At 74.5% G+C, this 24,541-nt stretch carries 23 protein-coding genes and 1 pseudogene; 20 read left to right on the top strand and 4 right to left on the bottom strand.

What is annotated here, in order from left to right; genetic code table 11:
• Positions 1-100 precede the first annotated feature (100 nt).
• From AB0K51_RS27625 to AB0K51_RS27605, 5 genes and pseudogenes are all read left to right on the top strand, one after another.
• On the top strand, positions 101-1,540 hold the full coding sequence (locus AB0K51_RS27625) for an NAD(P)H-hydrate dehydratase (RefSeq protein WP_363459867.1): 1,440 nt from the start codon (positions 101-103) through the stop codon (positions 1,538-1,540).
• A 465-nt stretch (positions 1,541-2,005) separates the two neighbouring features.
• Positions 2,006-3,190: an alanine racemase gene (gene alr / locus AB0K51_RS27620; protein WP_363459866.1), complete on the top strand. Its 1,185-nt coding sequence runs from the start codon at positions 2,006-2,008 to the stop codon at positions 3,188-3,190.
• A complete protein-coding gene (locus AB0K51_RS27615; RefSeq protein ID WP_363459865.1) occupies positions 3,190-4,365 on the top strand; it encodes an alpha/beta hydrolase in 1,176 nt (391 codons plus the stop codon). Before alr ends, AB0K51_RS27615 begins: the two co-directional genes overlap by 1 nt.
• A gap of 61 nt (positions 4,366-4,426) precedes the next feature.
• Positions 4,427-4,936: a tRNA (adenosine(37)-N6)-threonylcarbamoyltransferase complex ATPase subunit type 1 TsaE gene (tsaE, locus tag AB0K51_RS27610; protein ID WP_363459864.1), complete on the top strand. Its 510-nt coding sequence runs from the start codon at positions 4,427-4,429 to the stop codon at positions 4,934-4,936.
• Positions 4,937-5,038: 102 nt separating this feature from the next.
• Positions 5,039-5,333, top strand: a pseudogene (locus AB0K51_RS27605) (hypothetical protein).
• Here the strand turns inward: AB0K51_RS27605 and AB0K51_RS27600 are convergent.
• Positions 5,242-5,811 carry a hypothetical protein gene (locus tag AB0K51_RS27600; protein WP_363459863.1) on the bottom strand — a complete coding sequence of 190 codons (570 nt, stop codon included), beginning with the start codon at positions 5,809-5,811 and terminating at the stop codon, positions 5,242-5,244. The pseudogene AB0K51_RS27605 and the gene AB0K51_RS27600 overlap by 92 nt on opposite strands.
• Before the next feature lie 134 nt (positions 5,812-5,945).
• Between AB0K51_RS27600 and tsaB the strand changes: the two genes are divergently transcribed.
• From tsaB to AB0K51_RS27575, 5 genes are all read left to right on the top strand, one after another.
• The gene (gene tsaB, locus AB0K51_RS27595; RefSeq protein ID WP_363459862.1) at positions 5,946-6,593 is read left to right on the top strand and encodes a tRNA (adenosine(37)-N6)-threonylcarbamoyltransferase complex dimerization subunit type 1 TsaB; all 648 of its coding nucleotides are present in this window, start codon (positions 5,946-5,948) and stop codon (positions 6,591-6,593) included.
• A 36-nt stretch (positions 6,594-6,629) separates the two neighbouring features.
• Entirely contained in the window at positions 6,630-7,100 is a 471-nt protein-coding gene (gene rimI / locus AB0K51_RS27590; protein ID WP_363459861.1) for a ribosomal protein S18-alanine N-acetyltransferase, read from the top strand.
• Positions 7,093-8,187, top strand: a complete 1,095-nt coding sequence (gene tsaD, locus AB0K51_RS27585) for a tRNA (adenosine(37)-N6)-threonylcarbamoyltransferase complex transferase subunit TsaD (protein WP_363459860.1) — start codon at positions 7,093-7,095, stop codon at positions 8,185-8,187. The genes rimI and tsaD overlap by 8 nt, the downstream gene beginning before the upstream one ends.
• On the top strand, positions 8,184-8,444 hold the full coding sequence (locus AB0K51_RS27580; protein ID WP_363459859.1) for a hypothetical protein: 261 nt from the start codon (positions 8,184-8,186) through the stop codon (positions 8,442-8,444). The genes tsaD and AB0K51_RS27580 overlap by 4 nt, the downstream gene beginning before the upstream one ends.
• 69 nt (positions 8,445-8,513) lie before the next feature.
• Positions 8,514-9,392, top strand: a complete 879-nt coding sequence (locus AB0K51_RS27575) for a polysaccharide deacetylase family protein (RefSeq protein ID WP_363459858.1) — start codon at positions 8,514-8,516, stop codon at positions 9,390-9,392.
• Here AB0K51_RS27575 and AB0K51_RS27570 read toward each other — a convergent pair.
• Positions 9,368-10,546 carry a class I SAM-dependent methyltransferase gene (locus AB0K51_RS27570; protein WP_363459857.1) on the bottom strand — a complete coding sequence of 393 codons (1,179 nt, stop codon included), beginning with the start codon at positions 10,544-10,546 and terminating at the stop codon, positions 9,368-9,370. The two genes, AB0K51_RS27575 and AB0K51_RS27570, sit on opposite strands and share 25 nt — an antisense overlap.
• Positions 10,547-10,567: 21 nt before the next feature.
• The gene (locus tag AB0K51_RS27565) at positions 10,568-10,942 is read right to left on the bottom strand and encodes a DUF6234 family protein (RefSeq protein WP_363459856.1); all 375 of its coding nucleotides are present in this window, start codon (positions 10,940-10,942) and stop codon (positions 10,568-10,570) included.
• A 265-nt stretch (positions 10,943-11,207) separates the two neighbouring features.
• On the opposite strand from AB0K51_RS27565, the gene groES reads away from it, so the two are divergent.
• The 3 genes from groES to AB0K51_RS27550 all read left to right on the top strand — a co-directional run bounded on the left by groES (position 11,208) and on the right by AB0K51_RS27550 (position 14,419).
• Positions 11,208-11,513: a co-chaperone GroES gene (groES, locus tag AB0K51_RS27560; protein ID WP_014136232.1), complete on the top strand. Its 306-nt coding sequence runs from the start codon at positions 11,208-11,210 to the stop codon at positions 11,511-11,513.
• A 100-nt stretch (positions 11,514-11,613) separates the two neighbouring features.
• Positions 11,614-13,248: a chaperonin GroEL gene (gene groL / locus AB0K51_RS27555; RefSeq protein ID WP_363459855.1), complete on the top strand. Its 1,635-nt coding sequence runs from the start codon at positions 11,614-11,616 to the stop codon at positions 13,246-13,248.
• Positions 13,249-13,417: 169 nt separating this feature from the next.
• A complete protein-coding gene (locus AB0K51_RS27550) occupies positions 13,418-14,419 on the top strand; it encodes a LysR family transcriptional regulator (protein ID WP_363459854.1) in 1,002 nt (333 codons plus the stop codon).
• Positions 14,420-14,594: 175 nt separating this feature from the next.
• Here AB0K51_RS27550 and AB0K51_RS27545 read toward each other — a convergent pair whose 3' ends face one another.
• The gene (locus tag AB0K51_RS27545) at positions 14,595-14,921 is read right to left on the bottom strand and encodes a WhiB family transcriptional regulator (RefSeq protein WP_363459853.1); all 327 of its coding nucleotides are present in this window, start codon (positions 14,919-14,921) and stop codon (positions 14,595-14,597) included.
• 536 nt (positions 14,922-15,457) lie between these two features.
• On the opposite strand from AB0K51_RS27545, the gene AB0K51_RS27540 reads away from it, so the two are divergent.
• From AB0K51_RS27540 to AB0K51_RS27510, 7 genes are all read left to right on the top strand, one after another.
• A complete protein-coding gene (locus AB0K51_RS27540) occupies positions 15,458-16,069 on the top strand; it encodes a response regulator transcription factor (protein WP_014136228.1) in 612 nt (203 codons plus the stop codon).
• Positions 16,070-16,268: 199 nt separating this feature from the next.
• Positions 16,269-17,015, top strand: coding sequence for an RNA polymerase sigma factor ShbA (shbA, locus tag AB0K51_RS27535; protein WP_363459852.1), 747 nt, complete (start codon positions 16,269-16,271; stop codon positions 17,013-17,015).
• A gap of 257 nt (positions 17,016-17,272) precedes the next feature.
• The gene (gene guaB / locus AB0K51_RS27530; protein WP_363459851.1) at positions 17,273-18,775 is read left to right on the top strand and encodes an IMP dehydrogenase; all 1,503 of its coding nucleotides are present in this window, start codon (positions 17,273-17,275) and stop codon (positions 18,773-18,775) included.
• A 173-nt stretch (positions 18,776-18,948) separates the two neighbouring features.
• Positions 18,949-20,067 carry a GuaB3 family IMP dehydrogenase-related protein gene (locus tag AB0K51_RS27525; RefSeq protein ID WP_363459850.1) on the top strand — a complete coding sequence of 373 codons (1,119 nt, stop codon included), beginning with the start codon at positions 18,949-18,951 and terminating at the stop codon, positions 20,065-20,067.
• Between the two features lie 436 nt (positions 20,068-20,503).
• A complete protein-coding gene (locus AB0K51_RS27520; protein WP_363459849.1) occupies positions 20,504-22,156 on the top strand; it encodes a serine/threonine-protein kinase in 1,653 nt (550 codons plus the stop codon).
• Positions 22,157-22,283: 127 nt separating this feature from the next.
• The gene (locus tag AB0K51_RS27515) at positions 22,284-23,375 is read left to right on the top strand and encodes a protein kinase (RefSeq protein WP_363459848.1); all 1,092 of its coding nucleotides are present in this window, start codon (positions 22,284-22,286) and stop codon (positions 23,373-23,375) included.
• A gap of 159 nt (positions 23,376-23,534) precedes the next feature.
• Positions 23,535-24,541 (top strand): serine/threonine-protein kinase (locus tag AB0K51_RS27510; RefSeq protein WP_363459847.1); only part of this gene is annotated, 1,007 nt, incomplete at its 3' end.

Here is a 24,541-nt window from a genome sequence, read left to right as displayed (position 1 = left end):
TGCGGCGGGGGCGGGCGCGCGAGAGGATGGCTCCGTCCGGCGGCGGCCCCGGCGGGTCGAGCCGCGGGTCCCGTGCCGCCGAGCCGTAGGAGACCGACGCATGCGCCACGCCCACCGGGTCGACCAGGTCCGCGCCGCCGAGGCCGCGCTGATGGCCGCCCTCCCCGACGGCACCCTGATGCAGCGTGCCGCCGCCGGACTCGCCGCCACCTGCGCGAGCCTGCTGCCCCGCGTCTACGGCAGCCGGATCCTGGTGCTGGCCGGCTCCGGCGACAACGGCGGCGACGCGCTGTACGCCGCCGCCCGGCTCGCCCGCCGCGGCGCCCGCGCCGAGGCACTGCTGCTCGACCCCGCCAAGGCGCACGCCGCCGGCCTGGCCGCCCTGCTCGCCGCCGGGGGCCGGGTCGTCGAGGACCCGGAGGCCTTCACCCGCGCCGACCTCGTCCTGGACGGCATCGTCGGCATCGGCGGCCGCGGCGGACTGCGCCCCGCGGCCGCGCCGTTCGCCACCATGCGGCGCCGCGGCCCGGTGGTCGCCGTCGACGTGCCCAGCGGCGTCGACCCCGACACCGGCGAGGTCCCCGGCGCCGCGCTGCGCGCCGACGTCACGGTCTGCTTCGGCACCCACAAGCCCGGCCTGCTGATCGACCCCGGCGCCACGTACGCGGGCGTGGTGCACCTGGTCGACATCGGACTGGACCTGCCGCCCGCGCCCGTCCAGGTGCTGCAGCACGCCGACCTGGCCGCGCTGCTGCCCGCGCCCGGCGCCGAGAGCGACAAGTACCGGCGCGGCGTGGTCGGCGTCGCCGCGGGCTCCGCGCGCTACCCCGGCGCCGCGGCCCTCGCCGTGGCCGGCGCGCTGCGCGGCGGCGCCGGGGCCGTCCGGTACGCGGGCAGCGCCGCCGCCGAGGTGGTGCGGCGCTTCCCGGAGACCCTGGTGACCGACGGCGGACCGGCCGACGCCGGCCGGGCACAGGCCTGGGTGGTCGGCCCCGGCGGCGGCGACGGCGCCGAACGGGCGCTGCGGGAGGCGCTCGCCGCCGAGGTGCCGGTGCTGGTCGACGCCGACGGCCTCACCGAACTCGCCCGGATCGGCCCCGAGTTGCTCCGCGACCGCCCGGCCCCGACGCTGCTCACCCCGCACGCGGGCGAGGCCGCCCGGCTGCTGGCGGGCGCCGCCGAGCACACCGACGCCGAGACCGTCGCCGCGCGGCGGCTGTGGGCCGCGAGGCTGCTCGCCGCGCGGTACGGCGCCACGGTGCTGCTCAAGGGCTCCACGACGGTGGTCGCCGCGCCCGAGGGCCAGGTCCGGGTCAACCCCACCGGCACCGGCTGGCTCGGCACCGCCGGCAGCGGCGACGTCCTCTCCGGCCTGGCGGGCTCCCTCCTCGCCGCCGGCCTCGCCCCGCTCGACGCCGCCGGCGCCGCCGCCTACCTGCACGGCCTGGCGGGCCGTCACGCCGCGGGCCCCGGCGCGCCGATCACCGCGCTGGACATCGCGGACGCGCTGCACCCCGTCTGGCAGTCGCTCACCGCGTAGGAGGGGGAGGGGGACGAAGAGGGACAGAGGGGTGGGGGGCGAAGAGGGATGGGGGCGAAGAGGGATGGGGCTGGGGGCGAGGAGGCCGGGGACGGGGGGGCGAAGAGGGACAGAGGGGTGGGGGCGAAGTGGCCGGGGAGCGGGGGCGTAGAGGGACAGAGGGGTGGGAGCGAGGAGAGTCGGAGGGCGGGGGCGTAGAGGGACGGACGTGCCCGGGGGTGGCGGGTGAGCCGCTGAGCGCCGCGCGGGCGTCGTGGAACCGGAAGGGCGGGTGCCGCGTGGTGAGTGCTGTCAGCCGTGGCGCCGGTGGTCGCGCAGCGTGGTGGGTGGGTTTCGCTGTGGTGATGCGGGCGGGTGCGGGAGGTGAGGTCCGGGTGGGCGGTTCGGGCGGACGGGTGTCGATGGTCCCCGGTCGGCCGTGCCCCTGATGGGGGGAGCGGCGGGTGTCTGGGAGACTGATACGCGATGACGACTGCGAACACCACCGGGACGCCCGCGCTGACCCAGGGGGTCCGCGCCGAGGCGACCGTCGACCTGGAAGCCCTGCGTGACAACCTCGCCGCGCTGCGGGCCCGGACCGGCGGCCCCGAACTGATGGCCGTGGTCAAGGCGGATGCCTACGGCCACGGCGCGGTTCGGTGTGCCCGCGAGGCGGTCGCGGCCGGCGCCGGCTGGCTCGGCACCGCCACGCCCGAGGAGGCGCTGGCGCTGCGGGCCGCGGGGATCGGGCCGGAGCAGGCCCGCGTGCTGTGCTGGCTGTGGACGCCGGGCGGCCCGTGGGCGCAGGCGCTGCGCGAGTCCGTCGACATCTCGATCAGCGGCCGGTGGGCGCTGGACGAGCTGCTCGCCGCCGTCCGGGAGACCGGTGTCCCGGCCCGGGTCCACCTCAAGGCCGACACCGGCCTGGGCCGCAACGGCTGCCAGCCGCACGACTGGCCCGACCTGGTCGACGCCGCGGTCAAGGCGCAGGCCGACGGGTTGCTGCGGGTGGTCGGCGTGTGGTCGCACTTCGCCGCCGCCGACGAGCCCGGCCACCCGTCGATCCAGGCCCAACTGGACTCCTTCGCCCAGGCGCTGGCCTTCGCCGAGCGCTCCGGCGTGGACCCCGAGGTGCGGCACCTGGCCAACTCCCCGGCGACCCTGCTGCTGCCGCAGTCGCACTACGACCTGGTCCGCCCGGGCCTGGCCATGTACGGCCTGTCCCCGGTGCCGGACCTCGGCGGGCCCGCCGACTTCGGGCTGCGGCCGGTGATGTCGCTGTCCGCCCGGCTCGCCCTGGTGAAGCGGGTGCCCGGCGGCCACGGCGTCTCGTACGGCCACCACTACACCACCGCCGGGCCGACCACCCTGGGCCTGGTCCCGCTCGGCTACGCGGACGGCGTGCCGCGGCACGCCAGCAACACCGGGCCGGTGCAGATCGGCTCGACCTGGTACCGGGTGGCCGGCCGGGTCGCGATGGACCAGTTCGTGGTCGACCTCGGCGGGGACACCCCCGACGTCGGCGAGGAGGTCCTGCTGTTCGGTTCCGGCGAGCGGGGCGAGCCCACCGCCGAGGACTGGGCCCGGGCCTGCGGCACCATCGCGTACGAGATCATCACGCGGATCGGCGGCCGGGTGCCGCGCCGCTACGTCGGCGGAGTCGGTGCCTGATGGCCGGTGAGTCGTCCGCGTCCTCCGGGGTGTCCCGGGCCGGGCTGATCGGCATCTCGCTGGGCGTGCTCGCCGCGGGCGCGGCGGCCGGTGTGGCCATAGAGCGGCTGACGGTGGGTCGGGCGATGCGCCGCCGGGCCCGCGAGGAGCTCGACGCGGCCGCGCCGTTCGGCTCGCTGCGCGGCACCCCGCGGCGGGTGACGGCGGCGGACGGCACCCAGCTGTACACCGAGGTCGACGAGGCCGACGGGCCCAGCCCGCTGACCGTGGTGTTCTGCCACGGCTACTGCCTGAACCAGGACAGCTGGCACTTCCAGCGCGCCGCCCTGCGCGGCCGGCTGCGGATGGTCTTCTGGGACCAGCGCAGCCACGGCCGCTCCGAGCGCTCCCGCTCGTACCTGGACGGCGAGCCCGCCTCGATCGACCAGCTCGGCGGCGACCTCAAGGCGGTGCTGGACGCGGTGGTCCCCGAGGGTCCGGTGGTGCTGGTCGGCCACTCGATGGGCGGGATGACCGTGATGGCGCTGGCCGCGCAGCACCCCGAGCTGTTCGCGTCGGACGGCCGGGTCGCCGGGGTCGCGCTGGTGGGCACCCTCGCGGGCGGCTGGGACTCGGTGACGCTGGGCCTGCCGGCCGCCGGGGCGCGGGTGGTGAAGCGGGTCGCACCCGGCGTGGTGCGCCTGCTGGGCCGTCAGGTCGAGCTGGTGGAGGCGACCCGGCGGTGGGGTTCGGACGTCGCCGCGGTGTTCTACCGGCGGTTCTCGTTCGGCGGCAAGGACGTCGACCCGGCGGTGGCCCGGTTCGCCGAGCAGTTGCTGGACGCCACCCCGATCGACGTGGTCGCCGAGTTCTACCCGGCGTTCTCGCTGCACGACAAGCAGGGCGCGCTGGCCGCACTCGACGGGCTGCCCGCCCTGGTGCTGGCCGGCACCCGGGACCTGCTGACCCCGCCCGAGTACAGCGAGGCGATCGCCGCGGCGCTGCCGGACTCCCGGCTGGTGCTGGCCCCGGAGACCGGGCACCTGGTGATGCTGGAGCGCCCCGAGCTGGTCGACCACGAACTGGCGGCGCTGCTGGAGCGGGCCGCCGAGTACGCCGGGACCGGCCCGCTGCCCGAGCGGGTGCGGGAGTTGGCGCAGGAGCCGGCCGCGGAGCCGGAGCCGGAGCAGGGCTGAGCGGGCGTCCGGCCGGGGTGTGTCACCGTAGGGGTGGCCGCAACGATCGAAGAAGGACGCCATGGGTTCGCAGACCACTCTGACCGTCGCCACCGCGGAGCGGATGACCACGCTCGGCCGGGACCTCGCCGGGCTGCTGCGCCCCGGTGACCTGGTGCTGCTCTCCGGCGAGCTGGGCGCGGGCAAGACCACGCTGACCCGCGGCCTCGGCGAGGGCCTCGGGGTGCGCGGCGCGGTGACCTCGCCGACCTTCGTGATCGCCCGGGTGCACCCCTCGCTGACCGGCGGCCCCGCGCTGGTGCACGTCGACGCGTATCGGCTCGGCGGCGGTCTGGAGGAGATGGAGGACCTCGACCTGGACGTGTCGCTGTCCGAGTCGGTGATCGTGGTCGAGTGGGGCGAGGGCAAGGTCGAGGAGCTGTCCGAGGACCGGCTGGAGATCCGGATCGAACGCACCCTCGGCGGGGCCGACGTGGACCTGGTCGGGGAGTCGGACGGCCGCCGGGTCACCCTCACCGGGCTGGGCGTCCGCTGGGACGACGCGGATCTCACCGGATTGGGTGACAGCTGACCCCGGTTCCCGACAGGGTGTCGGCATCCTGTTGCGGCGGGCGGCGCGGGCGTGATGGGATGGCGGCAGCAGGTTAGGTATGCCTAACTAGGGAGGCGCCCCATGGCGAGCACCACCCCCCGGAACACCCCGCGCCCCGAACAGCCGCCGGCCCGGCCCGAGGAACGGGCCCCGCGCCCCGAGCCGCGCCCCGACGCCGTCCCGATGCGGGCGCTACTGGCGTCCTGCCGGGCCGCCGAGGCGGTCTCCACCCCACCGGAGCGCGACGCCGCCTGAGCCGGCCCCGGCCCGCGGGTGCCTCCCGGTCAGGGGACGACGACCACCCGCGTGCCGTTCGGCGCGAAGTCCCACAGGGTCTGGCCGTCCGCCTTGGCGACCCGCAGGCCGCCGGTCTTGACGGTCGGGTCGGCGGACGGCGCGGGCGCGCCCTCGTCCACCAGCGCGCTGAAGCCGAAGGTGGTGCCGGCCTGCTGGGCGAACCGCACCACGTGCTCGACCGCCCGCTTGTCGGTGCCGGTGCCCGAGGCGGTGCGGCTGTAGACGGTGTACGAGCCGGGCGCGGGCTGCGCGGTGCCGGGCGTCGCCTTGAACGCGGCCACCACCGGCGCGGGCTTCTTCGGGTCGACCAGCCAGACCTGACGGTCCTTCACGGAATACACCACCCGCAGCCCGGCGCCGGAGTCCGCGGGCACCGGCGGAACGCTCGCCGAGGGGCCGGGCGACGGGGCGGCGGACGCGGCCGGGGAGCTCGCGGCGGGTGTGGCGGCGACCGCCCGGGAGGGGGCGCCGTTCGCCTGGAACGCCAGCAGCCCGATCACCGCCATGGCCCCCAGGGTCAGCCCGCCGACCACCACACCAGGACCCAGCTTCGCCACGTCAGCTCCTCACGGTCGCCACCACCCGTACCGGCACCCCATCGTGCCAGGTCCGCCACGCCGTTCCGGGTTCTTCCGATCGTGTGTTCACGGCCGGTGCGGGCACCCGCGCCGGACCCTCTAACCTTGAACCCGTGCTCCTCCTCGCCTTCGACACCGCCACCCCCGCCGTCACCGCCGCCGTCCACGACGGCGAGCGGGTGCTCGCCGAGTCCTACGAGGTCGACGCGCGGCGGCACGGGGAACTGCTGCTGCCCACCATCGCCGCCGTGCTGCGCACCGCGGGCGTGGACAAGCGGCAGCTCACCGCCCTGGCGGTCGGCGTCGGCCCCGGCCCGTACACCGGCCTGCGGGTCGGCCTGGTGACCGCCGCCGCGCTCGGCGACGCGCTGGGCCTGCCGGTGCACGGCGTCTGCACGCTCGACGCGATCGCCCACCAGGCGCGCCGCGAGGGCGTCGACGGCCCGTTCACGGTGGCCACCGACGCCCGCCGCAAGGAGGTCTACTGGGCCTCCTACGACGCGGCCGGCGCCCGGGTCTCCGGCCCGTCGGTGGACCGCCCCGCCGAGATCGAACCCGGCGAGCGGACGGTCGGCGCCGGCGCCCTGCTGTACGCACTCCCGCAGGCGAGCGGCCCCGAGCACGTCTCGGCGGGCGCGCTGGCGGACTTCGCGGTGCGCGAGCTGGCGGCTGGGCGCGAGCTGCTGCCGAACACCCCGCTGTACCTGCGGCGGCCGGACGCGCAGGTGCCCGCGGGGTACAAGGCGGTGCTTCCGGCGTGAACGGCTGCGTCCGTGGCTAAGTACACGCTGCGTCCCATGCGGTGGTGGGACATCGAGCCCGTCATGGCGCTGGAGCACCTGCTGTTCCCCGAGGACGCCTGGTCGCGCGGGATGTACTGGTCGGAGCTGGCCGAGGCGTACCCCGGCGGGAGCCGGCACTACGTGGTGGCGGTCGACGACGGCGACGCCGTGGTCGGGTACGCGGGGCTGATGGCGGTCGGGGCGGACGCCGACGTGCAGACCATCGCGGTGGACACCGGCCACCAGGGCGCGGGACTCGGGGGAGTGCTGCTGGCCGAGCTGGTCGCGGAGTCGGTCCGGCGCGGCTGTGCGGAGCTGCTGCTGGAGGTGCGGGTGGACAACCTGCGCGCCCAGCGGCTGTACGAGCGGTTCGGGTTCGAGCCGGTCGGGATCCGGCGGGGCTACTACCAGCCCGCCAACGTGGACGCACTGGTGATGCGTCTGGACCACCTGGCAAGCGATCTGAAGGACCATCAGAATGGCTGACGAACCTCTCGTCCTCGGCATCGAGACCTCCTGCGACGAGACCGGCGTCGGCATCGTCCGCGGCACCACGCTGCTCGCCGACGCGGTCGCCTCGAGCGTCAACGACCACGCGCGGTTCGGCGGCGTCGTCCCGGAGATCGCCAGCCGGGCGCACCTGGAGGCGATGATCCCGACCATCCGGCGGGCGCTGGACACCGCCGGGGTGAAGGCGAGCGACCTGGACGGCATCGCGGTGACCGCGGGCCCGGGCCTGGCCGGGGCGCTGCTGGTCGGCGTGAGCGCCGCCAAGGCGTACGCCTGGGCGCTGGACAAGCCGCTGTACGGGGTGAACCACCTGGCCTCGCACATCTGCGTGGACCAGCTGGAGCACGGCCGGCTGCCCGAGCCGACGATGGCGCTGCTGGTCTCCGGCGGGCACTCCTCGCTGCTGCTCAGCGGGGACATCACCTCCGACGTCCGCCCGCTGGGCTCGACCATCGACGACGCGGCGGGCGAGGCCTTCGACAAGGTGGCCCGGGTGCTCGGGCTGGGCTTCCCCGGCGGGCCGGTGGTGGACCGGATGGCCCGCGAGGGCGACGGGAAGGCGATCGCGTTCCCGCGCGGGCTGAACAACGCGGGCGACCCCGCGTACGACTTCTCGTTCTCCGGCCTGAAGACCGCCGTGGCGCGCTGGGTGGAGGCCAAGCGGCGGGCCGGCGAGCCGGTGCCGGTGGCGGACGTGGCGGCGTCGTTCCAGGAGGCGGTCACCGACGTGCTGACCCGCAAGGCCGTCCGGGCCTGCAAGGACAACGACGTCGACCACCTGATGATCGGCGGCGGCGTGGCCGCCAACTCGCGGCTGCGCGAGATGGCGCAGCAGCGCTGCGACAAGGCGGGCATCGTGCTGCGGGTGCCGCGGCCGGGCCTGTGCACCGACAACGGCGCGATGGTGGCGGCGCTCGGCGCGGAGATGGTGTGGCGCAACCGCACCCCGTCCGCCTTCGACCTGTCGGCGGACTCCTCGCTGCCGGTCACCGAGACGCACGTGCCGGGCGCGGACACCGGGCACGGCGACTTCCACGCGCACGCCCACGAGGCGCTGAAGTGACCCTGGCGGCGATGTGGGAGGCCCGCGCCGCCGACGGCCGCGGGGCCGAACTGCACGCCTGGGCACGGGCGGTGGCGCTGCCGGCGGTGCGCGGTGCGGCCGGCCTGGAGCGGGTCGAGCTGTTCACCGCCCCCGGCGAGCGGGTGCTGCTGATCGCGCTGTGGGAGGGCGAGCCGCAGCCGGTCCCGGAGCCGCCCGCCGGGCTGCTCGCCCGTCCGGTGCACCACTGGACCTTCACCCGCACCGATGCCGGGTAGGCAACCGCGGAACCGGTACCGTCGTCCTGAACATCGACACGCGTGTAGAGGAAGAGCGAGGGGACACCGGTGACGAAGAGGGCCCGGATCGGGTACGGGGCGGGGGCGCTCGCCGTCCTGCTGGCGGCGAGCGGGTGCGGCGGCTCCGCTCCGGCCGGGCACCAGTCCGCTCCCGCGCCGTCCGCCGCCGCGTCCTCGGACGCACCCAGCGCCGGCGCGCCGTCAGGCGCCGCCCAGGACGCGGTCGGTGACGCCGCGTGGGCGAAGTGGGGCCTCAAGCCGATGGCCAAGGCGCCCGCCCCGCCCGCCGACAAGCCGATCAAGCTGGCCAAGACGGGCACGGTGCCGGTCTTCAGCACCGTCCCCACCGGCGACAAGGTCGTCTTCATCACCATCGACGACGGGGCCGAGAAGGACCCCAAGTTCGTCCAGATGCTGACCGACCTGAAGGTGCCGATCACGATGTTCCTGACCAAGGACATCGTCAAGGGCGACTACGGCTACTTCAAGCCGCTGCAGGCGCTCGGCAACAGCATCCAGAACCACACCGTCACCCACCCCGTGATGAGCAAGCTCAGCCCGGACAAGCAGAAGACCGAGGTCTGCGACGACCAGGCCGCGCTCACCCAGCAGTACGGCACCGCCCCGTTCCTGTTCCGCCCGCCGTTCGGCGACGGCGCGCACACCCCCTCGCTGAACACCGCCGTCCAGCAGTGCGGTCCGCGCGCCATCGTGCTCTGGCAGGAGTCGATGCAGATCCACGACATGCAGTACCAGGGCGAGAAGAAGCTCAAGAACGGCGACATCATCCTCGCCCACTTCCGCGGCCCCTCCGAGCTGAAGGGCGAGACCATGACCCAGATGTTCGGCGAGATGCTCGCCCGCATCCAGGAGCAGGGCTTCGCGGTGGCCCGGCTCGACGACTACATCGCCAAGCCCACCGGCTGACCCAGCATCATCACCGGGCCGTTCGGCGTGCGGGACAGGATCACCGTCACCTCGTTCGGCCCGGACGGCTTCAGCTGCCGGCGCAGCTCCTCCGGCGTGATCGCCATCCCGCGCTTCTTGATCACCACGGTGCCGACCCGGCGCTCCCGCAGCAGCGCCTTGAGCTTCTTCACGTGGTACGGCAGGACGTCGGTCAGCTCGTAGGCGTGCGCGTACGGGGTCGGCCGCAACTCGTCCGAGGTGACGTAGGCGATCATCGGGTCGATCAGCCGCCCGCCGGTCCAGACGGCCACCTCCGCGACCATCCGGGCCCGGATCACCGCCCCGTCCGGCTCGTACAGGTAGCGGCCCACCGGCCCGACCTCCGGGTCCGGCAGCACCCCGCCGGTGTGCGAGTGGCCGCCGGGCAGCAGCGTCGCCCGGTACGGCGCGGCGGGCGCGGCGCCGAACCACAGCACCGCCTCCTTCACCTCGCCGTGGTCGGAGACCCACTCCGCCTCCGCGCCGTCCGGCACCAGCTCGTGCGGGATCCCCGGCGCCACCTTCAACGCCCCGAACGGCGCGCAGCGGGCCGCCTCGACCGCCCACGACAGCGGCGGGCTGTACGCCTCGGGGTCGAACACCCGGCCGCGCGCGGTGCGCCGCGCCGGATCGGTGAACACCGCGTCGTAGCCCGCGACGTCGACGTCCGCGACGTCCGCGCAGCGCACCTCCACCAGCTCCGCCACGCCGAGCGCCGCCGCGTTCGCGCTCGCCACCGCGCAGGTCAGCTCGTCCCGGTCCACCGCCAGCACCGCGATCCCCGCCCGGGCCAGCGCGATCGCGTCGCCGCCGATCCCGCAGCACAGGTCCGCCAGCCGCTTCACCCCCAGCGCGGCGAACCGCCCCGCCCGCCACTCGGCGACGCTGCGCCGGGTCGCCTGCTCCACCCCGTGCTGGGTGAAGTACATCGACGCGGCGTCCGCGCCGAACTTCGCCGCCGCCCGCTGCCGCAGCCGCGCCTGCTCGAACGCCGCCCGCACCAGTTCGGCCGGGTAGTCCCGGCGCAGCCGGGTCGCCAGGGCCAGCTCCTCGGCCGCCGAGAACTCCCGCAGTTCGGCCAGCAGCGCCTGCCCCTGCTCGGTCAGCAGCGCCCGGAACGATTCGATCTCCACCCCCTCATTCTCGCCGCCCGGTCACCCGCCGGTCGCCGAGCAGTCCGAGCCGCTGTAGCAGGGCTGGTACCCGCTCGGCAGCGGCCGCGGCTCCTCGTGCCGGTGGTCGTACGCGGACCCGGCGGCGGCCAGCGCCAGCACCGCGGCCAGCAGCAGCGCCTGCGCCACCGCCGTCACGCGCAGCCCGCCGCGCCAGGTCAGCACCGCCGCCACCACCGGCACGACCGCGCAGCCGAGCAGCACCGGCACCAGGTCGTACGGCTGTGCGGCGGAGCCGTCGAGGCTCCCGTCGGCGAAGGCGGCGCGCAGCAGCAGCGCCGCGCCCGCGGCGGCCTCCAGGCAGAGCAGGCCGAGCAGGGTGAGCAGGTCGACGGCGATCGGTGCGCGGCGAGTCATGTCGGGAGTCTGGCGACGCTCGGCCCCGGGCGCCTGAGTACCCGGGCTCAGACGGCCCGGAAACCCGCGCCCTTCCGAAACTCGCGCGCGACGCGTTGGCACTCTGGTTGACTGAGTGCTAACGGCGTCCTATGGTCGTTCCTGGCACTCCCCCCAGGGTGAGTGCTAACGCGATGAAGCGTGGCTGACCCCCGCGACGGCAGTTCGCGCGCCATCGCCACCTACCTGATAGACAACCCCGTAATCTCCGAAGGGGAGCTCGGACGTGACCACCAGCAGCAAGGTTGCCATCAAGCCGCTCGAGGACCGCATCGTGGTCCAGCCGCTCGACGCCGAGACCACCACCGCCTCCGGCCTGGTGATCCCGGACACCGCCAAGGAGAAGCCCCAGGAGGGCGTCGTCCTGGCCGTCGGCCCGGGTCGCTTCGAGGACGGCCAGCGTCTGCCGCTCGACGTCGCCGTCGGTGACATCGTCCTGTACTCGAAGTACGGCGGCACCGAGGTCAAGTACCAGGGCGAGGAGTACCTGGTCCTCTCGGCTCGCGACGTTCTCGCCATCATCGAGAAGTAAGACGTCCCAGCCCCGCCCCGGATCCGTGTCAGCACTGACAGGGGCCCGGGGCGCGGCTTTTGCTCCACGTACGCAGACCTACCCCTGAGGAAACGGGATCATGGCGAAGACCCTGCAGTTCGACGAGGACGCCCGCCGCTCGCTGGAGCGCGGCGTCAACAAGCTGGCCGACACCGTCAAGGTGACGATCGGCCCCAAGGGCCGCAACGTCGTCATCGACAAGAAGTTCGGCGCCCCCACCATCACCAACGACGGTGTGACCATCGCCCGCGAGGTCGAGCTCGACGACCCGTACGAGAACCTCGGCGCGCAGCTGGTCAAGGAGGTCGCCACCAAGACCAACGACGTCGCGGGCGACGGCACCACCACCGCCACCGTGCTCGCCCAGGCCCTGGTCAACGAGGGCCTGCGCAACGTCGCCGCCGGCGCCGGCCCGGCCGCCCTGAAGAAGGGCATCGACAAGGCCGTCGCCGCCGTCACCGAGCACCTGCTCTCGATCGCCCGCGAGATCGAGGGCAAGGACGACGTCGCCGCCGTCGCCTCCCTCTCCGCCCAGGACGCCCAGGTCGGCGAGCTGATCGCCGAGGCGATCGACAAGGTCGGCAAGGACGGTGTGATCACCGTCGAGGAGTCCAACACCTTCGGCGTCGAGCTCGAGTTCACCGAGGGCATGCAGTTCGACAAGGGCTACCTGTCGCCGTACTTCGTCACCGACGCGGAGCGCCAGGAAGCCGTCCTGGAGGACCCGTACATCCTCATCACCCAGGGCAAGATCTCCAGCATCCAGGAGCTCCTGCCGCTGCTGGAGAAGGTCCTGCAGGTCGGCGGCTCGCGCCCGCTGCTGATCATCGCCGAGGACGTCGACGGCGAGGCCCTCTCCACCCTGGTGGTCAACAAGATCCGCGGCACCTTCAACGCGGTCGCGGTCAAGGCCCCCGGCTTCGGTGACCGCCGCAAGGCCATCCTCGGCGACATCGCCACCCTCACCGGCGGCGAGGTCGTCTCCGAGGAGGTCGGCCTCAAGCTCGACCAGGTCGGCCTGGAGGTGCTCGGCACCGCCCGCCGCGTCACCGTCACCAAGGACGAGACCATCGTCGTCGACGGCGCCGGCGACTCCGCCGCCGTGGCCGGCCGGGTCGCCCAGATCAAGGCCGAGATCGCCAACACCGACTCCGACTGGGACCGCGAGAAGCTCCAGGAGCGCCTCGCGAAGCTGGCCGGCGGCGTCTGCGTCATCAAGGTCGGCGCGGCCACCGAGGTCGAGCTCAAGGAGCGCAAGCACCGTCTCGAGGACGCCATCTCCGCGACCCGCGCCGCGGTCGAGGAGGGCATCGTCGCCGGCGGTGGCGCCTCCCTGGTGCACGCCGCCAAGGTCCTGGAGGACGGCCTCGGCCTGACCGGCGACGAGGCCACCGGTGTCTCCGTCGTCCGCAAGGCGCTCGCCGAGCCGCTGCGCTGGATCGCCCAGAACGCCGGCCTCGAGGGTTACGTCATCACCCACAAGGTCGCCGAGCTGGACGCCGGCTTCGGCTACAACGCGGCCACCGGCGAGTACGGCGACCTGCTGAAGGCCGGCGTCATCGACCCGGTCAAGGTCACCCGCTCCGCCCTGGAGAACGCGGCCTCCATCGCCTCCCTGCTGCTCACCACCGAGACCCTCGTGGTGGAGAAGAAGGAAGAGGAGGCCGACAACGGCCACGGCCACTCGCACGGCGGGCACGGCCACAGCCACTGACACCAGCCGATAGGCAGGTAGGCAACCACCAGGGGCGCGAGGAACCGCGCGACCGGCCGGGCACTCTCGTAGTGCGCGGCCGGGAGCGCAGCCACCTCGCGCCCTTCGTGCTGTCCCGCGGTTCCTCGCGCCGCGGTCGCGCCCGTCCGCGCTCGCTACCCTGGACCCCGTGATCGAGGCCCGTCATCTCCGCGTCCTGCGCGCCGTCGCCGACACCGGTTCCTTCTCCGCCGCCGCGCGCGAACTGGGGTGCACCCAGCCGGCGGTGAGCCAGCAGATGAAGGCGCTGGAGAAGGCGGTGGACACCCCGCTGGTGGTGCGCTCCGGGCGGGAGATGCAGCTGAGCGAGGCCGGGCGGGTGCTGCTGAAGCACGCCACCGGGATCCTCGCGGGACTGTCCGCCGCCGAGGAGGAGGTCGCGGCGATCGCCGGGCTGCGGGCCGGACGGGTCCGGCTGGTGTCCTTCCCGACGGCCAGCTCGACGCTGGTGCCGCGCTCGGTCGCCCGGCTGCGGACGGCCCACCCGGGGGTGCGGGTCTCGCTGGTCGAGGCGGAGCCGCCGCAGTCGCTGGCGATGCTGCGCGGCGGCGAGTGCGAGGTGGCGCTGGCATTCCGGTACCCGGACTCGCAGGGCGGGCTGAGCCTGCCGTCCCCGCACGCGACGCTGCGCGAGGCGCGGGCCGAGGCGACCCTGGAGGCGGCCGCCGCCGCGGCGGCCAACGACTGGTCGGACCTGGTGGTGCGCCCGCTGCTGGACGACCCGCTGGTCGGGCTGGTGCCGGCCGGGCACCCGCTGGCCGGGCGGGGCGAGGAGCGGCCGGTGGACCTGGCCGAGCTGGCCGGGGAGCAGTGGATCGCGGGCTGTCCGCAGTGCCGCGGCCACCTGGTCGAACTCTGCGGCGACGCCGGCTTCGCACCGGCCATCGACTTCGCCACCGACGACTACCCGGCGGTGGTCGGCCTGGTCGGTGCGGGCCTCGGGGTGGCGGTGCTCCCCGGGCTGGCGCTGGAGTCGGTGCGGCACCCGGGGGTGGCGGCCGTCCCGGTGCGGGTGGCGTCGGGGGAGCCGGCGCGGCGCGAGGTGGTGGCGCTGACCCTGCCGGACCTGGCGCAGGTTCCGGCGGTGGCGCTGATGCTGGACCAGCTCGCGGGGGCGGCCGCCGCCCGCTGAGGGCCGCCGCCCGCCCGTGCACGCGGCGCCTGCGGGACGGCGGCGCTGCGCGTGCGGAGGATCGTTTCTGCACACCCGGGGCCGCGGCGGGGGACACGCCCGGCGGCCGGGCATCGGTGAATCGGTCGGACCGGGTGGGCCGGTCGGGTCGAGCGGCTCGGTCGGGTCGGGCGGATCAGCGGCGGATGGTCTGCGGCATGGCGAGCGGGACCTCGACCAGCCGGTTGCGGGAGCGCCCGAGCAGCTCCTCGCGTTCGTCCTCGGTCAGCCCGCCCCACACGCCGTACGGCTCGCGGACGGCCAGGGCGTGGGCGGCGCACTGGGCGCGCACCGGGCAGCGCATGCAGACCTCCTTCGCGCTCGCCTCCCGGGAGGTCCGGGCGGCTCCCCGCTCGCCTTCCGGGTGGAAGAACAGCGAGCTGTCCACGCCGCGGCAGGCGGCGGAGAGCTGCCAGTCCCAGAGGTCTGCGTTGGGGCCGGGGAGGCGGGAGAAATCTGCCATGGCTCATTCCCTTCAAAGGCTCGGGACCTGGCGGCTCTGCTGCGGGTTGCGGCGGCGAGGCTGCACGGGGCCGGTACGGACACCTGGAAATATGACTTACGCCAACTACCAGGACAAGTCACCCACACACCGACACAACAGTCAATGACCTGACAGATGCTATAAAAACGGACAAACGGGGCAAGAGGTTTGAAGCCGTACGCTGCGTCGATCGGGTGTCCGGCGGGGCGTGGACCGTCACGGAAGGGCGCGCACGGCGCGGGCACCGCGCGCGAGCTGCACGAAAGTGCGGCGTGTGCACCGCGAGGTGGCTCTTGTGTGATGGGTCGGCCACGTACAGTGGTGGAGATGGACCTGAAGCCGTAACTCATTCGAGTGACGGTCGTTGGATGTACGGAGGCGGTTAAAGGGCGCTGGACATCGGGAACGATCGCGGAGCCAGGCGATCGGAACGGGGTCCGACCCGGGGCCGTGTCGGAGAGGTTCGTACCAGCCAGGAGGCTCAACGTGACGCGGATCTGCTGCGGAGGACGGTCATGACATCCGTACTCGTCTGCGACGATTCCCCGCTCGCCCGGGAAGCGCTTCGCCGTGCGGTGGCGACCGTGCCCGGCGTCGACCGGGTGACCACTGCGACGAACGGTGAGGAGGTCCTCCGCCGCTGGGTGGCCGACCGTTCCGATCTCGTTCTGATGGATGTCCGGATGCCCGGCCTCGGCGGGGTGGAGACGGTTCGCCGGCTGCTCTCGGCCGACCCGGGTGCGCGGATCATCATGCTCACCGTCGCCGAGGACCTGGACGGCGTGGCCCTCGCGGTCGCCGCCGGGGCCCGCGGCTACCTGCACAAGGACGCCTCGCGCGCCGAACTGCGGGCCACCGTCACCCAGGCGCTGGCCGACCCGACCTGGCGGCTCGCCCCGCGCCGGCTGCGCAGTCCGGACATGGGCGCCGCGCCGACGCTGACGGCCCGTGAGATCCAGGTGCTGGAGGGCATGAGCCACGGCCGCTCCAACGCGGAGATCGGCCGGGAGCTGTTCCTCTCCGAGGACACCGTGAAGACGCACGCCAGGCGGCTGTTCAAGAAGCTCGGCGCCTCGGACCGCGCGCACGCGGTGGCCCTGGGCTTCCGCTGGGGCCTGGTCCGCTGAGCGGCCGGGATTTCGAACTGCGCTCGCTCGGACGTGTGACGTTGTGGTCCCGAGGCTGCACCATGGAGTAGTGGAGCACCTCGGGGACCAACGGACAGGCAGGGGAGGCGGCACGGTGCACGCGGCGACGCATAACGTTCCGATGCACAAGTCCGGACGCGGTGCCGCGTTTTCCGGTCCGACCAGGCACCATGGACCGATGCGTGACGACGAGGCAGCCGCCGGGACCGAGCCGGCACAGCCCGCCCCCGGGGGCGGGGCTGCCGATCCGTCGTACACCCCGGATGCCGGGGACTCGCCCCCACCGGACGCCGGACGCCGGGACTCTGACGATCCGCCGGTCGGCGCAGTGCGCCCGCCGGTGCTCGGCAGCGGCGCCTCGCCGGAGGTGGCGGACCTGGTCGCCGCCGCGGCACGCGGGGACGGCCGGGCGATCGAGGCGCTGCTCGCCTACGTGCTGCCGCTGGCGCTGCGGTACTGCCGCGGCCGGCTGGTCCGGCTGCCGGGCGGGGCCCGGCACCACGTGGACGACGTGGCGCAGGAGGTGTGCGTCGCGGTGCTGTGCGCGCTGCCGCGGTACCGGGACACCGGCCGCCCGTTCGAGGCCTTCGTGTACGGGATCGCCGCGCACAAGATCGCCGATCTGCAGCGCGCCGCGATGCGCGGGCCCGGCTCGACGGTGATCCCGCCGGACGACCTGCCGGAGACGCCGGACGACTCGCTCGGTCCGGAGGAGCGGGCGCTGCTGTCCAGCGACGCGGCGTGGATCAAGGAGCTGCTGTCCAACCTGCCGGCCCGGCAGCGCGAGCTGGTGCTGCTGCGGGTGGCGGACGGGCTGTCCGCGGAGGAGACCGGCGAGGTGCTGGGGATGTCCCCGGGCGCGGTGCGGGTCGCCCAGCACCGGGCGCTGTCGCGGTTGCGGGCGCTGGCGGAGGAGTCCGGCTAGTCCGGGGGCCGTCGTCGTCGCCGGGGCGTTTCCTGGTCGGCGGGCGGAAGAAGCGCGGGGGCGTGCGCGTTGTCAAGAGGGCGCGACGAGTTGCCCCGCGTCACCAGTACCATGGGGTATCGGCGCCTGGTCGGGTCGCCAAAGTTTCGTTGGCGTGCGCGGGGTTCCCCTGGAGGTTCCTCCGAACGCCGGGCGTCTTGGCGGCCGAGAGCCGGATGCCCGTGCGCAGAACGACGGCCCGCCACGGAAGGTTCCCCATGTCTTACAACGCCGCCGGCGTCCCCGAGAAGTTCGCGATGCTCGGACTCACGTACGACGACGTCCTGCTGCTGCCCGGGGCCTCCGAGGTGCTCCCCAACCAGGTCGACACCTCCTCCCGGATCTCCCGGAACGTACGGGTGAACATCCCGCTGCTGTCGGCGGCGATGGACAAGGTCACCGAGTCCCGGATGGCGATCGCGATGGCCCGGCAGGGCGGCGTCGGCGTCCTGCACCGCAACCTGTCGATCGAGGACCAGGTCAACCAGGTCGACCTGGTGAAGCGTTCCGAGTCCGGCATGGTGACCGACCCGATCACGGTCGGCCCGGACGCCACGCTGGCCGACGCCGACGCGCTGTGCGCGCGGTTCCGGATCTCCGGCGTCCCGGTGGCCTCCGCGGAGGGCAAGCTGCTGGGCATCGTCACCAACCGCGACATGGCGTTCGAGACCGACCGCAGCCGCAAGGTCGCCGAGATCATGACCCCGATGCCGCTGATCACCGGCAAGGTCGGGATCTCCGGCGAGGACGCGATGGCGCTGCTGCGCCGCCACAAGATCGAGAAGCTGCCGCTGGTCGACGACGAGGGCCGGATCAAGGGCCTGATCACCGTCAAGGACTTCGTCAAGGCGGAGAAGTACCCGAACGCCGCGAAGGACGCCGAGGGCCGGCTGCTGGTGGGCGCCGCGGTCGGTGCCTCCGCCGAGGCCTTCGACCGCGCCCAGGCGCTGGTCGGCGCGGGCGTGGACTTCCTGGTCGTCGACACCTCGCACGGGCACTCGCACAACGCGCTGGCGTGGATCTCCAAGATCAGGGCCGCGGTGCCGGTGGACGTCATCGGCGGCAACGTCGCCACCCGGGACGGCGCGCAGGCGCTGATCGACGCGGGCGTGGACGGCGTGAAGGTCGGTGTCGGCCCCGGCTCGATCTGCACCACCCGCGTGGTCGCCGGCGTCGGCGTGCCGCAGGTGACGGCGATCTGGGAGGCCTCGCAGGCCTGTCAGGACGCGGGCGTGCCGATCATCGGCGACGGCGGCCTGCAGTACTCGGGCGACATCGGCAAGGCGCTGGCCGCCGGCGCGGACACCGTGATGCTGGGCTCGCTGCTGGCCGGCTGCGAGGAGTCGCCGGGCGAGCTGCTGTTCATCAACGGCAAGCAGTTCAAGTCGTACCGCGGCATGGGTTCGCTGGGCGCCATGCAGTCCCGCGGCCAGGCGAAGTCCTTCTCCAAGGACCGCTACTTCCAGGCCGACGTCTCCTCCGACGAGAAGCTGATCGCCGAGGGCATCGAGGGCCAGGTGCCCTACCGCGGCCCGCTGTCCGCGGTGCTGTTCCAGCTGGTCGGCGGTCTGCGGCAGACCATGGGCTACGTGGGCGCGGCGAGCATCGACGAGATGCAGACCAAGGGCCGGTTCGTCCGGATCACCTCGGCGGGTCTCAAGGAGAGCCACCCGCACGACATCCAGATGACGGTCGAGGCGCCGAACTACAACGGCCGGTAAGGCTTTCGGGAATCCGCCCGGGCCGCAGGGGACTGCGGGCCGGGCGGATTCCGCTGTCCGGGGACGGGCGACGCGCGCGGTGCGTGCGCCCCTGACGGGGCGCCGGGGGCGGTGCGGGATACTTGTGCGGCCGGGGTGACCCGGTTGGAGATGAAGCAGCAGAAGGGCTCGAAGTGACTGAGATCGAGATCGGGCGAGGCAAGCGCGGGCGCCGGGCGTACTCCTTCGACGACATCGCCGTCGTCCCCAGCCGCCGTACGCGCGACCCGAAGGAGGTCTCGATCGCCTGGCAGATCGACGCCTACCGGTTCGAACTGCCGTTCCTCGCCGCGCCGATGGACAGCGTGGTGTCGCCGCAGCAGGCCATCGAGATCGGGCGGCTCGGCGGCCTCGGCGTGCTGAACCTCGAGGGGCTCTGGACCCGCTACGAGGACCCGCGGCCGCTGCTGGAGGAGATCGCCGCGCTCAAGGACGAGGCGGCGGCGACCCGGCGGCTGCAGGAGATCTACGCGGAGCCGATCAAGGCGGAGCTGATCAAGGAGCGGATCAAGGAGGTCCGTGACTCGGGCGTGGTGACCGCGGCGGCGCTGTCGCCGCAGCGGACCGCCGAGTTCTCCAAGGTCGTGGTGGACGCCGGGGTCGACGTGTTCGTGATCCGCGGGACCACGGTCTCCGCCGAGCACGTCTCCGGCGCCGCGGAGCCGCTCAACCTGAAGCAGTTCATCTACGAGCTGGACGTGCCGGTGATCGTCGGCGGCTGCGCCACCTACACCGCGGCGCTGCACCTGATGCGCACCGGCGCGGCGGGCGTGCTGGTCGGCTTCGGCGGCGGCGCGGCGCACACCACCCGCGGCGTGCTGGGCATCCAGGTGCCGATGGCGACCGCGGTGGCGGACGTGGCGGCGGCCCGCCGGGACTACATGGACGAGTCCGGCGGCCGGTACGTGCACGTGATCGCGGACGGCGGCGTCGGCTACAGCGGCGACATCCCGAAGGCGGTCGCCTGCGGTGCGGACGCGGTGATGATCGGCGCCGCGCTGGCCCGGGCCACCGACGCGCCCGGCCGCGGCTACCACTGGGGCATGGAGGCCGTCCACGACGAGCTGCCGCGCGGCAAGCGGGTCGACCTGGGCACCGTCGGCACCACCGAGGAGATCCTCACCGGCCCGTCGCACACCCCCGACGGCACCATGAACCTCTTCGGCGCCCTGCGCCGCGCGATGGCCACCACCGGCTACACCGAGCTCAAGGAGTTCCAGCGCGTCGAGGTGACGGTCAACCCCGCCCGCTGACCCCCGCACCCGACGAAGGGCCCCGCCGCGATCCCGCGCCGGGGCCCTTCGCGTGTCGGGGCGTCAGGCGCGGGCGCCTGGGGCGGGCCACAGTTGGCCGAAGAACGGGGCCGGGTGGCCGGTGCGCGGCGGGAGGCTCCGCGGGGCAGGCGGAGGTTTGCGGTCGCACGACCGGGCCGGGCGTGGGTTCTCGGGCCGGCGGACGAGTGCCGGTGCGGCGGGGCGGAGGTGATGCCGGGTCAGGTGGACGGCGGGTGCCGGTGGGGTGGGTGGGGGTGGTGGGGTGGGTGGGAGTGGGGGCGGGTGGCTTCGGGGTGGGGGGACAGGGGATGATGGGGGCTTGGCGTTCGGGGGGACCGCCGGGTGGGCCGACGTGTCGTCAGGGCCCGGTCGGGATGGGCGCCGGGGGCCGCAACATGATGGGGAGAGCGCACCGATGACGCAGCCGCAGGAGTCGACGGGACGTCTGCTGGCGGACCGCTACCGGCTCGACGGGGTGCTCGGACGCGGTGGCATGGGCACCGTCTGGCGGGCCGAGGACGAGATGCTGGGCCGGATCGTCGCGGTGAAGGAACTGCGGATGACCGGGGCCGTCGACGAGGCGGAGAAGCACCGGCTGATCGTCCGCACGATGCGCGAGGCCAAGGCCACCGCGCGGATCCGGCACACCGCCGCGGTCACCGTCTTCGACGTGGTCGAGGAGGACGGGCGGCCGTGGATCGTGATGGAGCTGGTCGACGGGCGCTCGCTGGCCGACGTGGTCCGTGAGGACGGGGTGCTCGGCCCGGCGCGGGCCGCCGCGATCGGCCTCGACCTGCTCGGGGTGCTCGGCGCCGCGCACGCCCAGGGCGTGCTGCACCGCGACGTGAAGCCGTCGAACGTGCTGATCGGCGAGGACGGGCGGACCGTGCTCACCGACTTCGGCATCGCCTCGGTGGAGGGCGACACCTCGATCACCTCGACCGGGATGCTGGTCGGCGCGCCGTCGTACATAGCCCCCGAGCGGGCCCGCGGCCAGCGGCCCGGACCGCCGTCCGACCTGTGGTCGCTCGGCGGGACGCTGTACGCGATGGTCGAGGGCGTGCCGCCGTACGACCGGGGCTCGGCGCTGGCCACGCTCACCGCGGTGATGACCGAGGAGCTGCCTCCGGCGAAGAACGCCGGGCCGCTGGCGCCGGTGATCGAGGGCCTGCTGGAGAAGGACCCGGCGAAGCGGATGGACGCGGACGCGGCGCGGGCGCTGCTGACGCGGATCGTGGCGGGCGAGGCGGCCGCCGAGGCCGCGCCGGCCGTGGTGCCGCAGGCGCCGGTCGAGGCGGCGACCGAGATGCTGCCGGTGGGTGCGGAGACGACCGTGCTGGCGCGGCTGCGCGGCGCCCTCGCCGGGCGGCGGCGCACCGTGCTGGCGGGCGCGGCGGTGCTGACGGTGCTGGCGCTGGTGGCGGCGCTGCTGGCGCTGTGGCCGCGCGACCACGCGGGCGGGGCGCGGGCGGACGCGGCGTCCAGCCCGCCCGCGGCGCCGGCATCCGCTTCGGGGTCCGCGCCGGCCCCGGCCCCGCCGCAGACCTCCGTGGCGCCGCAGGCCTCCGCGTCGGCGGGTGGCGCGGAGCAGCCCGCGGCGGCGCTGACGCCGGGTCAGCTGCCGGCCGGGTTCACCACGTTCACCGACCCGTCGGGGTTCACCATCGCGCTGCCGGACTGGATGACCGACCAGGGGCACGACTACCGGTCGACCAGCCGGCGCTTCGAGGGGCGGGGGCTGCGGCTGGTGGTGGACTGGCAGTCGCCGGCCGGGTCGAGCGCGCTGAAGGACTGGCAGGACGCGGACCGCTCCGCGACGATGAGCGGCTACCAGCGGATCCGGGTCGAGTCGGTGACGTACCGCGGGTGGAGCAACGCCGCGGACTGGGAGTGGACCTACAACGGCAAGACCGGCACCCTGCTGCACTCGCTGAACCGCGGCTTCGTGACCGGTAACGGCAAGTACGGGTACGCGATCTACTGGACCATGCCGGAGTCGGTGTGGTCGGCGCCTGACGGGTCGTTGGCCCGCCGGATCTCCTTCGACAGCTTCCAGCCCGCGCCGTAGCCGCCGGGCGGTGACCGCCGGGCCGAACTCGCCGGGTTCGGCCCGGCGGTTGCGTTTTGGCGTACCGGCAGGTCGTCGGGCGGGTGGCGGGCCGTAGTCTGTCGGGACGACGGCGTGAGGAACAGGCATGCGAGCGGTTCCGGGGCAGGTGGTGGCCGGGCGGTACCGGATGACGGACCGTGCGGAGGGTGAGATCGGGCTGCCCGCGGTGGACGCGTCGGGGGCGCGGGTGCGGCTGTTCGGGCTGGAGCTGCCCGAACTGCTGGTGCCGGGCCACCCGGTGGGCGCCCCGGCGCCGTCGTACGGGCCCCGGCTGACGGCGCGGGTCGCGCAGGTCGCGGCGGTCGCGCCGACCCACCCGCGGCTGCTGCGCGGCCTGGCCGCCGGGCCGGACGGCGAGGTGCTGTGGATCGCGGAGGAGCGGCTGTCGGGCGGGCCGCTGTCCCGGCTGGCCGGGAACGGGCCGGTGTCGCCGTACCGGGTCGCGGAGATCGGGGCGGACCTGGCCGGGGCGCTGCGGGCGCTGCACGAGGCCGGGCTGACGCACGGGAACGTCACCGCCGAGACGGTGCTGGTGTGCGAGGACGGCGCGGCGATGCTCGGCGGGCTGCTGCTCGGCGCGGCCGAGGAGGAGCTGTGCGCGGCGCTCGGCGGCTCGGTGCCGCGCCGGGTGTACGAGACCCGGGCGCTGATGCTGGGTCCGCGCGCCGAGCGGTGGGCGATCGACGCGGGGGCGCCCGCCGACGCCTGGGCGCTGGGTGTGCTGCTGTACCGGCTGCTGACCGGCCACGGCCCGTACCCGGAGCACGACCTGCCGACCCTGCTGGCCGCCGTCCGGGACGGCCGGCATCACCCGGCGGACGGCTGCGGTCCGCTGCGGCCGCTGGTGGAACGGCTGTTGCAGCCGGACCCGGAGCTCCGGCCGGAGGCCGCCGCCGTCCAGCGGGAGCTGCGGGAGCTGCTGGCGTTCGCGCCGGAGCCGCTGCCGGGCGGTCCGCCGGACCCGCTGCTGCCGGTGCCGAGGCCCGTCGCGGGCCCGCTGGTGGCGAGGCCGCGCGGCGCCCGCCGGACCGGGCGTCAGCACACGGAGCGTCAGGCACCGTCGGCGGCCGGGCGGCCGGGGCGGATACCGGCGCGGCTGCTGGGTCCGCTGGTGGTCGGTTCGGTGTTTTTGGTGCTGTTCGCGGCGCTGGTCGGAATCGTCCTCGTCGCGGGCTGAGAGCGGCCGGTCACCGTGCGGTCTCCTGGCGGGGTGCGATGCCCGCGCCGCTCCGGGCAGCCTAGGCTTGCCCTCGAACCGTCGGTGCGACATGGCACACCGGTGTGCCAAGCCCCGTCCGGCCGACGGTGGGGGGACGTAGGAAGGGGGGACGGTCGGATGGGTGCACATGACCAGTCGACGGACCGTCTGCTGGCCGGGCGGTACGCGCTCGGCGAGCGCCTGGGCCGCGGCGGGATGGGGACCGTCTGGCGGGCCAGGGACGAGATGCTGGACCGGGAGGTCGCCGTCAAGGAGTTGACGGTCAGCCACCTGTCGGAGGAGGACCTGGAGATCCTCCAGTCCCGGATGAAGCGCGAGGCCCGGGCCGCGGCCCGGATCAAGCACCCGGGCGTGATCACCATCCACGACGTGCTGGAGCAGGACGGCCGCCCGTGGATCGTCATGGAGCTGATCGACGGCCGCGCGCTGTCCGACGTCATCTCCCAGGACGGCACCCTGACGCCCCGTGAGGCCGCCGAGGTCGGCCTGCAGGTGCTCGCCGCGCTGCACCGCGGCCACCAGCTCGGGGTGCTGCACCGGGACGTGAAGCCGGCCAACGTGCTGTTGGAGCACAACACCGGGCGGGTGGTGCTGCTCGACTTCGGCATCGCCAAGTTCGAGGGCGCGATGGAGATCACCCGCCCCGGCGACCTGGTCGGCTCGCCCGACTACCTGGCGCCCGAGCGCGCCCAGGGCCAGCGCCCCGGGCCCGCCTCGGACCTGTGGGCGCTCGGCGCGACCCTGTACGCGGCGGTCGAGGGCACCTCGCCGTTCCGCCGCGACACGCCGCTGACCACGCTGGCCGCGGTGGTCACCGACCCGCTCCCGGAACCGCAGCGAGCCGGGGGGCTCGCACCGGTGCTGGGCGCGCTGATGGCCAAGGACCCCGCCGACCGGCCCGCCGCCGACGAGGCGATGCGGATGCTGCGCGAGGTCGCCGCCGGATCCACCGTCAGCATCCGGCTGCCCGCTCCGGCGGACCCGCCGAGCGAGCCCACCCAGTCGGTGCCGGTGGTCGACCGCACCGAGCCGGAGCCCGAGGCCGTCCACCCCACCGAGGCGGACACCGCCGCGGTGCCCGGCCCCGCCGGCACGGTGGCCGCGCCCGCGCCCGCGCCCGCGCC

It is taken from the genome of Kitasatospora sp. NPDC049285 (assembly GCF_040678815.1).
GTDB lineage: Bacteria > Actinomycetota > Actinomycetes > Streptomycetales > Streptomycetaceae > Kitasatospora.
This window is presented reverse-complemented; position numbering and strand designations above follow the sequence as displayed.

Coding starts and splice junctions, on each gene's coding strand:
- AB0K51_RS27625 (WP_363459867.1), top strand. CDS start 101: ATGCGCCACGCCCACCGGGTCGACCAGGTCCGCGCCGCCGAGGCCGCG.
- alr (WP_363459866.1), top strand. CDS start 2,006: ATGACGACTGCGAACACCACCGGGACGCCCGCGCTGACCCAGGGGGTC.
- AB0K51_RS27615 (WP_363459865.1), top strand. CDS start 3,190: ATGGCCGGTGAGTCGTCCGCGTCCTCCGGGGTGTCCCGGGCCGGGCTG.
- tsaE (WP_363459864.1), top strand. CDS start 4,427: ATGGGTTCGCAGACCACTCTGACCGTCGCCACCGCGGAGCGGATGACC.
- rimI (WP_363459861.1), top strand. CDS start 6,630: ATGCGGTGGTGGGACATCGAGCCCGTCATGGCGCTGGAGCACCTGCTG.
- tsaD (WP_363459860.1), top strand. CDS start 7,093: ATGGCTGACGAACCTCTCGTCCTCGGCATCGAGACCTCCTGCGACGAG.
- AB0K51_RS27565 (WP_363459856.1), bottom strand. CDS start 10,942: ATGACTCGCCGCGCACCGATCGCCGTCGACCTGCTCACCCTGCTCGGC.
- groL (WP_363459855.1), top strand. CDS start 11,614: ATGGCGAAGACCCTGCAGTTCGACGAGGACGCCCGCCGCTCGCTGGAG.
- AB0K51_RS27545 (WP_363459853.1), bottom strand. CDS start 14,921: ATGGCAGATTTCTCCCGCCTCCCCGGCCCCAACGCAGACCTCTGGGAC.
- AB0K51_RS27540 (WP_014136228.1), top strand. CDS start 15,458: ATGACATCCGTACTCGTCTGCGACGATTCCCCGCTCGCCCGGGAAGCG.
- shbA (WP_363459852.1), top strand. CDS start 16,269: ATGCGTGACGACGAGGCAGCCGCCGGGACCGAGCCGGCACAGCCCGCC.
- guaB (WP_363459851.1), top strand. CDS start 17,273: ATGTCTTACAACGCCGCCGGCGTCCCCGAGAAGTTCGCGATGCTCGGA.
- AB0K51_RS27520 (WP_363459849.1), top strand. CDS start 20,504: ATGACGCAGCCGCAGGAGTCGACGGGACGTCTGCTGGCGGACCGCTAC.
- AB0K51_RS27515 (WP_363459848.1), top strand. CDS start 22,284: ATGCGAGCGGTTCCGGGGCAGGTGGTGGCCGGGCGGTACCGGATGACG.